We start from the raw sequence: 6,627 nt of genomic DNA, 5'->3' as shown, positions 1-6,627 counted from the left end.
CTCACTGGACAAAAAGGAAGAAGAACAGCAACGGGAGCAACCCAAGAAACAGCAAAAAGGCGATAAATTACTTAACAACCGGCGCGAACGAATAGACAAGTCCGATTCCGACCAGCCGGCTTTTCTCCGCAAAATCATGGATTGAAAAAAGCTGATGACGGATGAATTTGGATTGCTTTGTACTAACGAAATAAGCTGATACTCTCATATCAGTTTACCCTCCCGCTATATGCGGGATTGATTGCTAAACTATAAGGGGAGTCCTTTGATCGGGACTCCCCTTTTTTTAAAACACTTCGCTCAGCAGTTTAACCGCCATCGCCACCGCTAACACGGCAAAGCCGTATTGCAGGTAGCGGCGCTTGATCCTCAGGTTAAACAGCGCGCCCCCGAAACCGCCCAGCAGTCCCCCAACAGCAAGCGGAAAAGCGGCGCCGAAATCCACGTAACCGGTGGAAAACGAACTCAGAGTTTCGGTCTCTCCATTGAAGAAGGCCAGCTGTCCCCACCCCGAGAGCGAGATCAGGACGATCGCCAGCGATGAGACGCTCACGGATTTCACAAAATCCTTCTTGTACCAGAGATTCATCAGCGGCACCATCACACCCCCGCCCCCGATACCCGCCAGGGCCGCCACAAAGCCTCCCAAACCGCCGGTAACAGCCGACTCCCGCAGGGAGAGGGGGCTGCTGCTGCGTGAAATCTCTTTAGGTAGTTGTGTGCCCCGGCGATAAAACATGTAGGCCACGTAGATCAGCAGCACGCTGAAAAAGATTACAAATTCCTGCTGGCTGTAATACTCCGAGGTAATAACGAGCTTGCCGGCAAAAACTCCCATGGCTCCCAACAGGCCCACCCTGAGTCCTTCTGCCCAATAAAAATTGTGCTGCTGGTACTGGCGGATGGAGCTCCCCAGGGCGGCAATAAAGGTACAGAAAAGAGAAGTGCCGATCGTCAATACCACGGGCTGGGCAATCCCCGTGTCGTTAAATACCACAAACAGGATAGGTGTAAACAGGATACCGCCGCCCAAACCAAATAGTCCGGCTACGATCCCGGCCATTATTCCCAGTAAAAAAAGGAGCAGCAGTTCCATAGGCACCGGTATAAATATGCTTTATTTTTATTTTGTTTGAATAAGACCTGGCCAAAGATAGGCAAAGTTGGAGGGAATCCCATTCATCATTCCGCTCAAATAAGCTTATATTTGAGGTAAATAACCCTGATATCGATAGTATAGGCAGGGGGGCGTCTTCCCGGATATCCCTGCTGATGAACCGAACCATTCATATCCATGCATCTATTCCCGGAACAACTGAGTGAAAAAATTGGATTCGAGACGGTCAGAGCGGCAACCCTGAAAAACACCCGCTCCGTTATGGCCCGCGAGCAACTTGCCAGGATGAGGCCCTTTTCGGATCCGCAGATCATCAGGCGACGGCTCGGGCAGACCCGGGAGATGATGGACCTGCTTCAAAATGATACGGCCTTTCCCCTGAATAATCTCCACGACATCCGGGGTCAGCTCAAAAAGTCGCGCGCAGAAAACCGCATCCTGCCTCTGCCCGTGTTTATAGAAATCCTGGAGGTAAGTATTACGGCCCGGCGCATCAAATCATACCTCGACGACCGGGAGGAGCGCTATCCTGAGCTCAAAGAGATTGCCATCGGACTCATCCCACTGCCGCAGCTGGAAGAGACCCTGCAGGATGTGCTTACCGAAAACGGCGAGCTTCGCAGCGATGCCAGTCCCCGGCTGCAATCCATCCGGAAACGATTGAACGACAAGCGCCATGACCTGCGCAATACCATCAATCGGGTGATGGGACGCCTTGCCAAACGGGGGCGGGCCTCCGACGAAGGGCCCACTATTCGCAACGGACGCATGGTCATTCCGGTCCTGGCCGAGTATAAACGCAAGGTCAGGGGATTTGTACATGACGTTTCATCATCGGGACAAACGGTCTACCTCGAACCGGTCGAGGCGTTGAATATCAATAATGAAATCCGTCAGCTGGAATCGGAGGAGCAAAGTGAAATCGAGCGGATCCTGCGCGAACTTACCGCCGAGGTCGGTCAGAACCGGGAGGCCATCCGTCAAAACCTTGACGTCCTGACGACCATCGATGTCATCGCTTCAAAAGCCCGGCTCAGCATTGACCTGGAGGGATTTGTGCCCGTTATTTCGGAAACCTCGCATCTCTACCTGAAAGAGGCCTATAATCCCCTGCTCCTGCTCAAAAACAAGGGCGTCCCTGAAGACGAGCGGGAACGGGTTGTTCCACTGGATATGGAACTCTCCGAAGAGGAACGATGCCTGGTGATTACGGGTCCCAACGCCGGCGGAAAGTCGGTGGCCCTCAAAACACTGGGACTTTGCTGCCTGATGATCCAGTCCGGCTACGCCATTCCCGCCCGCGATAGCTCCGAGCTGCCGGTCTTTAACGGTCTATATGTAGATATGGGCGACGATCAATCCATTGAAAACGACCTGAGCACCTTCTCCTCGCGGCTCGAATGGATGAAACACACCATCGGCCATGCCGATAAGCACAGCCTGGTGCTCATTGACGAGGCGGCCGCCGGGACCGACCCCGAGGAGGGCGGGGCCCTGTTTCAATCCCTGATTGAACTGCTGATGGAACGGAAAGCCAAGGTATTGGTGACCACGCACCACGGATCCCTGAAGGTTTTTGCCCACGAGCACGACTTTGCCGTCAACGGATCCATGGAATTTGACCAAGACACGCTCTCTCCCACCTATCGCTTCAAAAAGGGGGTTCCGGGCAGCAGCTACGCTTTTGAAATTGCCGAGCGAATGCAGCTTCAGCATCAGCTCCTGGAAAAAGCACGCCTGCTGCTGGGCGAAGGCAAAAGAGATATGGAGACCTTAATTTCCGAGCTTGAAGCCAAAACACAGGAAGCCGAACAGCTTAAAAAGAAATATGACGAGCTAAAATCCGGCACGGAACAAGCACGCCACCGCTACGAAGAAAAACGATCGGCCATTGAGAAAGAGAAAAAAGAGATCCGTGAGAAGGCTCTGAAAGAGGCGAAATCGATTATGGATTCGGCCAACCGAAAGATAGAACAGGCGGTGGAACGCATCGTAGAAAAGGGTGAAAAGGATGAGAAAGTCATCAAGCAGGCACGACGCGAAGTGGAGGAATTTCGCAAGCAGGTGGAGAGCGGGCTCGAAGAAATGGAGGCCGAGGAACCCGCTTTCCGGGATGCTGATGACAAGCCGGAAGTGGGTGACCGCGTGCGGCTGAAGGATGCCCAAACCACCGGCGAGCTCAAGGAGGTCAACGGCGGGAAGGCGGTCGTACTGGCCGGGGGACTCCGCCTCAAAACCCAGTATGACAATCTGGTTAAGGTGGAAGATGCTCCCCGGAAAAAGAAACAACAACAGATCAAGGTAACTATTGAAGGCGGCAGCCGGTATAAGATGGTGCAGCCTCAGATCGAAATCCGGGGCATGCGGGGACGCGAGGCGATGAAGGAAGTCCAAAACTACCTGGATGATGCTATCGCGGCGGGACGAAACCAGGTCCATATCATCCACGGCAAAGGCGAAGGGATTCTGAAAAAGCTGGTCCATGAGTACCTGGACAAGCGAAAAGAGGTAAAAAGCTATGACATCGCGCCCATCCAGCAGGGCGGGGCCGGCTGTACGGTGGTTACATTTAAATAGAGATATGATCCAGCATGAAGAGGATCCTTTTACCAAGAATTAATATAAATCGCCAATTCGAAACGAAAGTCCCATGCCTCCAATTGGATGCTCGGTATTTACATTAGCAAAACCGTAAAGTCCCAAAGCTACAACGTTCACTGGCTGCCAGGAAACAACAGCTTCCAAAGGAAAGCCCAGCATAGTTTCCATAGGAGAACTATTTCCCCTTCCGAAAAGTCCCGGATATTTCTCTCCTCCAATGACGGCAGCGCCCACGCCCGCCGAAAAATACCACGTGCGGAATGTTGTACTTCGCCCATATAGCAAGGCAACATCCCATGTTTCCGCTCCATACGACATGTCAGTACTTGTCGTGCGCAATGAAAAAACATGTTGCTTATAGTCAACAGATAATCCCCCATGTATCCCCAACCCCAGATTACTGACGGATGTACCTCCATGCACCCAGTAACGGGCGTTGTCATTTGCATTGGTTTGTTGCCCAAAACTATCTGTAATGTTTAAAGAAGATAATATGATTACGAGCGTAAAGACAAGCAATGAGTATCTTGCAAGTAGTATTCTACCGGGATAAAAAGACATATCTTAAAATCGGGTATTTACTACATTGGCGAAATCCGAGCCAAATGTATAAGAAAGTGAAATAGAACCTGAAAGAGAAAAATCCGTAGCCAACTCTCTTTGCTTCAAGAGCACATCCTCCAGCGACGTATCTCCAATGGGAAGCGAAAGCTGATCTCTGATCATATCGAATTGGCTATAAAAGTTCAGGAAAAGCCCTTCTGTCAAACGGACAGAAATACTTCCATACAATTCAGCACGCCGATGTGCAACATCGTGAAAGTAATGAGAACCTACCATTCCACCCTCGATGTTACCCCAGGGCTGCCTGATATTTGCGGAAACCGATAACTCCTGGTTCATCAAATGCTCACTATTTTTTTTAAAAATAGTTTGTTCATAATAGTCGGTATAGGCATATCCCAATTGATATCTAAAAGTAATCGATTTGCGGGTCGCCTCCTGGTAAGGGTATATATTATATTCAATGCCGGGATCCAAACGGAAGCGATGGCGCAAATTACGGTCATTCCGGGTAATATAATCTGAAAAAATGCCGGCAGACCAGTGGTCACTTAAACTTTTAATAACATAACTATCAAAACCATGGCGGTGGAGCCTGCTTGTTACCGGTGTCTCCTCTACATCACGGTCAATCTCTACAAATTCGTAATTAAAATAAGGTCGTAATCTTATTTTCCATTCCTCAGTCACATAATCTGCATAAAAACCCCATCGAGAATCAAACTCTTTCTGGTTTGATTCCAAATCGAGCCGTAGGCTGCCGGCATAAATTTCGAACACCCAGTAGTTCCAGGGATCCTCCCTCTCCTGACCAGTAGTCTGTCCAGCTTCCGGTTCCTCATAATGTAAGGTAAATGATGATGTCTCCATTGTCTGCATCGCATAAGGTACCAGCCCCATTTCCAACACACGGTTCAAGCTCTCCCGGATTTCATCTGAAGTATCGTTGCGATCTATCGTATGGGAAAAAGTATATTCCGTACCACTAAAATGCCGGCGACCAATAAAACTAAACTTGTATTGTCGTCCGCCGCCACCTGTACCTTCATCGGTAATAAATACATGTACATCCGCCTGTTTCGGATCCCGGACATAATTAACAAATCTAATTTCACGGCGTATATGATTATAATCACATGATTCACAATCTAAATAAACATTCAAAAAGCCACTTTGGACCTCCTCTGCCGATTCACTATCCGTATCTTGAGCGTTTAGTGTACTGGAACTAAGACAAACAAAAGTACAAAATCCAAAAAACAGGTACGTAATCTTCCCAATCAATAGGCTGAAATTTAAGTTAGCATTATTTAGAACTGACAATTCTATCTACTTTCTCCAGAATCGAATCCCAGCTGCCTTCAGCCTGGATGTCCGCCTCAATACCCTCCGCTTTCAATTTTTCCGAAACCGCCCGGTCTCCGGAAAGAACACGAACGGTTCTGACATCCAGGTGGGGAAATGCGGCCAGCATACGATTTACGGACCTGCGGGAATGAAAGATCACAATCTCCGGTTCGTGGGCGGACAGGTCCTTGCGGTAGGCTTGCAGATCCTCTTCTTTGGGACCTTCGAGCGTAAATATGACCAGTTCTTCCACCGGTACATCCAACTCCTTCAGTAATCCGGGAAGGTCTTCGGCTGTCTTGTCCCCGCACGGGTACAGGGTCTCCCCGATCCGGCGAATTCGCAACATAAACTCCACCAAATCAATGGAATTGCCGTCCGAATGGGGGTGTACGGCCGGGATGCCCTCACTTTCAAGATAATCGGCCGTATGCTGATCTACCGCCAGGTTCAACTGCTCCCGGACCTCATCCAGCTTGCCATACGCTTTAATTTTTTCTACAAAAAACCAGGCGTTTCGCTTGCTGCCGTATACGATATTTTCAAATTCATCCATTAACTCCACTGTATCGACAATATTCTCATCCGCTTCCACGGCTTCATATCGCTCAAGCGGGTAATGCAGGGGAGTTATTTTTTTCTTTTCAAGCTCCGACCGCACCACTTCCGTGTCCTCAACGGCAGCCGTGAGCAAAACAGATCGACTCATATTCTCCAGATACCTGAAACTATTCTTGTTCGAATGACAGGGGCCTGTCGGACTTGGCAACAGCTATGGGGAGTCCCCCGAATTTGGCTAAATTCCAGGCTTCTCTTTGCTAAACAAGCCCGCTAATCGCCTCGAAAGATCCCGAAATCCAACTCAAATCGCTTGACTCTCGTCACAAGCCTTTGCGTCCGACACGTTCCCAACGGGAAGGTACGGAAAATTCCTTTCAGGGACTAAAACCCAATTCCCGTGCGCTTCCGACGGCGGGACTTTCCTTTGAAACACCATT

The 6,627-nt window shown here is 49.8% G+C and carries 5 protein-coding genes; 1 reads left to right on the top strand and 4 read right to left on the bottom strand.

Annotated features, from left to right (window positions below; translation table 11 throughout):
* Nucleotides 1-286: 286 nt before the first annotated feature.
* Entirely contained in the window at nt 287-1,096 is an 810-nt protein-coding gene (locus ACESLU_RS09875; RefSeq protein WP_372638488.1) for a sulfite exporter TauE/SafE family protein, read from the bottom strand.
* Between the two features lie 198 nt (nt 1,097-1,294).
* Between ACESLU_RS09875 and ACESLU_RS09870 the strand changes: the two genes are divergently transcribed.
* On the top strand, nt 1,295-3,694 hold the full coding sequence (locus tag ACESLU_RS09870) for an endonuclease MutS2 (RefSeq protein WP_372638487.1): 2,400 nt from the start codon (nt 1,295-1,297) through the stop codon (nt 3,692-3,694).
* 39 nt (nt 3,695-3,733) lie between these two features.
* Here ACESLU_RS09870 and ACESLU_RS09865 read toward each other — a convergent pair whose 3' ends face one another.
* The 3 genes from ACESLU_RS09865 to ACESLU_RS09855 are packed head-to-tail and all read right to left on the bottom strand — an operon-like array spanning nt 3,734 to nt 6,338.
* The gene (locus ACESLU_RS09865) at nt 3,734-4,279 is read right to left on the bottom strand and encodes a hypothetical protein (protein WP_372638486.1); all 546 of its coding nucleotides are present in this window, start codon (nt 4,277-4,279) and stop codon (nt 3,734-3,736) included.
* A 3-nt stretch (nt 4,280-4,282) separates the two neighbouring features.
* Nucleotides 4,283-5,605 (bottom strand): hypothetical protein, encoded by a 1,323-nt coding sequence (locus tag ACESLU_RS09860; protein WP_372638485.1) that lies wholly within the window; start codon nt 5,603-5,605, stop codon nt 4,283-4,285.
* The gene (locus ACESLU_RS09855; protein WP_372638484.1) at nt 5,589-6,338 is read right to left on the bottom strand and encodes a uroporphyrinogen-III synthase; all 750 of its coding nucleotides are present in this window, start codon (nt 6,336-6,338) and stop codon (nt 5,589-5,591) included. The genes ACESLU_RS09860 and ACESLU_RS09855 overlap by 17 nt, the downstream gene beginning before the upstream one ends.
* Nucleotides 6,339-6,627: the final 289 nt, after the last annotated feature.

This window comes from Fodinibius sp., from assembly GCF_041642155.1.
Classification (GTDB): Bacteria; Bacteroidota; Rhodothermia; order Balneolales; family Balneolaceae; genus Fodinibius.
This window is presented reverse-complemented; position numbering and strand designations above follow the sequence as displayed.